Source organism: Collinsella aerofaciens (assembly GCF_018785265.1).
GTDB classification, from domain to species: Bacteria; Actinomycetota; Coriobacteriia; order Coriobacteriales; family Coriobacteriaceae; genus Collinsella; species Collinsella aerofaciens_AI.
In genome coordinates, this window is sequence record NZ_WQPK01000016.1 from 1 (window position 1) to 2989 (window position 2989).

General features: G+C 46.2%; 2 protein-coding genes. Both read right to left on the reverse strand.

The features are described 5' to 3' along the window. Positions 1-389 precede the first annotated feature (389 nt). A complete protein-coding gene (locus tag GPK42_RS02660; RefSeq protein WP_215693351.1) occupies positions 390-1937 on the reverse strand; it encodes an AAA family ATPase in 1548 nt (515 codons plus the stop codon). Positions 1938-2269: 332 nt separating this feature from the next. Then, positions 2270-2686 carry a 3'-5' exonuclease gene (locus tag GPK42_RS02665; RefSeq protein ID WP_215693353.1) on the reverse strand — a complete coding sequence of 139 codons (417 nt, stop codon included), beginning with the start codon at positions 2684-2686 and terminating at the stop codon, positions 2270-2272. Positions 2687-2989: the final 303 nt, after the last annotated feature.

Consider the following 2989-nt stretch of genomic DNA (forward strand, 5'->3'; position numbering starts at 1 on the left):
CAACCGTATTCCAGATTCTAGGACGCCGGGCCGACTCGCTTCGGATGGGGCTCTACACCAACTTTCTCGACACTACCTTTGTAGCCGTTTACGACCGCATAATAACTCTCACGCCTCAGGCAATCTGTCGTAGAAGCATCAGTCGCCACCCCACGGCCCTCTAGGAGTTCAATTAGTTGAGCAAAAGTCTAAAGTTCTTTTGCCAAAGCAAGCTCCTAAAATCAAAGGGCCGTTGCCGGAAGCCTCCGAACAACGACCCTTCTTTGTCATCGCCTCACTTAGAGTCCACGACGACTGTATCACTGTCGGTATAGTACCCTAAATTCATCGCTAATGCAGTGCATACGGGAATTACATTAAGCGTTCGGTGCGCGATGTAATGTCTGTAGTTATTTCTGCTCTTTAGCAATCGTGATTTGCTTATCAATACGCTCAATGGCATCAATTAGATGCGTCAAAATAGGTTTGAGCTCCCCTTCTGGCAGAGAGCAAATATGGTCACAAAAAGCTTGCTTTTGAAATTCGGAGATCACCTTTTTATCGCCATAATCTCCAAAGGTTTGCTTTTCCTGATAAAAAACCGACGTATCGAAATCGTCATCCAGCACTAGGGCATTTTCGATTCCCTTCTTAAAATGCTTTCTGGAGTCGTAAGTTTTCATTTTCGTTCGCAACACATTGTTGCTTAAACACTCATTAATCTTTTGATCGCAATCGAACAGGAAAGCAGTGAAGACCGAAGGAGGATTTGCATCCAAATAAGCGGCTGCTTTATTAAGCGATGGTGCGCCCGTGAATTCACATGATCCATCAGAGCTCTTCTTTCCTATCCATTTAAATCGCAAGTGGTTATTAATATGGGCAAAAGAAAGTGCTTTATTGAAATACTGCTCATCGGTAGGCCCCTCTAGATAAACAGTGGGGGCTTCGTTCGCAAACCAAGAAACCGAAAAAGCATCCTTCACCGCTTGAACCGTACCAGGACCGTAAAACTCTGGATTAGCCTGTGCGACCACATCGCCAGATCCATTCCTGGCCAATACAATTACTTTGTCGTTGTATCTTTTTTCATCATGAATAATAAAGGGCGAGTGGGTTACGCAAAAGATTTGAGAAGTTTGGTTCCCGTCTTCGTCCTGAAACAACGATTTATAAAAGTGAAGAATCTTCTCCTGCCATGAAGGATGAAGGCTAATTTCAGGCTCGTCAATAAATACAAACGAACCTCTGAGCGCATGCGAGTCCTTCAGCATAAAGCACCCACGATAGACAATCTGCTTTTCACCAGAACTCAGTTGATCAACACGGACGTCATGGCCATTCTTTTTAAAGAGAATTTCTTTATGGCCGTTGCGATTATCAACACGGTCGTAATTCAAGTCGTCAAACATCAGATCAAAAGCTTTGGTGAACCTAGGCATCCTTTGAGGGACTTGAAGTCGCGAGAGCCCAGTTTCCATATTGTTCCTAGCAACCCTAGCGACATCAGCATCATCAAGAGCCTGAATATCAATAATAAGTTGATTAATTTCAGTGGGCAGATCACTTGACGAGCGAATACTCTCAACAGATTCATCAATATTACGACTTGTTACACTAGTTATTTGATCGGACTTAAAATTAATATCGACATCAGAAAAGATAGCGGAAGTGGGAAAAATCTCGGCAAATTCATCCGAACCCACCCAATTATCGAGGCCTAAGCCATCTTTGACATAGAGATAGTCGTGCCCCTTAATATCCTTGGCATAAAACTCGTATGTTCGTATTTTGGAGTCAAAGTCTACTTCGATCGAATCAACATAACATGGCATATCGTGATACTTATGTGCCGTGATTTGATAGAGCAGCTCAACTAAGCTGCTTTTACCAATGCCGTTATTTCCAGCGATGATGACAGTATCAACGGCTTTATTTGAGGAGTCGGTAAAGTCCAACTCCAGATTACCTAATACCGGATGATTCGATAACTTCAACTTTCGAACTCGGATCATGAGAACCCCACTTCAAACTGCTTTTATAGCAGTTTACTAAACCCACGGTGCCAAATGATCGGCAATGCCGCGCAACCGTTTCGCAATATTCAACAGTGCCCAATTTAACAAACACCGCATCCCACCAAGACGCCAGTGCCCAACCCGTTCTAGTCAAAGAACAGCTTGGGCACACTCCATGAAACCACAGCGAGAGCCGGGACCAGACCTCGCTCCAATAGCGAACACGCTCCATACCGCCACAAATCACCCCTCCCCGTCCATGGCCGTCCAGCTTACGGGTTCAATGCCCGGAAGAGACGAAAACAAGAGGGGCAGGCAACCTGATAGTTCCCGTAATTTGTCCTGCGCTGCATCGAAGCAGAGACATATACCGCTTTGCGGGCGCGAGTGACACCGACGTACAGCAGGTCCATTTCCTCAATAAGCCCGTCTGGCTTTTTCTTCACATCCACAATCCGGCATCCACGCGGAGAACGCGAGCACATACCAGCACTTTCGCACCGAGAGCAAATCGCTCCAGGCCAATCGGAACGCGTATCGCCCGGAATGAAAACAATATCCCACTCGAGCCCTTTAGCGGAGTGAATGGCCATCATCGAGATATCCGAATCAAGAAAATCGGAGAAAAGCCGCAGGGAGCCCTCGGAAAAGACGCTAACGAAATAGTCGAAGCGCTCCGACGGCCCCATGGCGAAACAGCTTATCGCAAGGTGCTTCCGCAACGCCCCAAGAAACATGACATAGGACCACCCCTACTCGAATCTTCTGGAGCCATGTGACAGTAAAGATACATGCAAGAAGAAAATCACTCGCTTTTATGCCAGTTTCCAATTCAGATACTGGTTTTGACAGGGCATTTCTTACATCAGAATCACTTGATTGGATGCCAGCGCAACGGTGGTCTTCAGGTGGTGTTAGCGCCGGAATAATTTAGCCAAATATAGTCGGCCGAGATTGACCAATCCCGGCCGACCCATTTTAGCCAACACGCC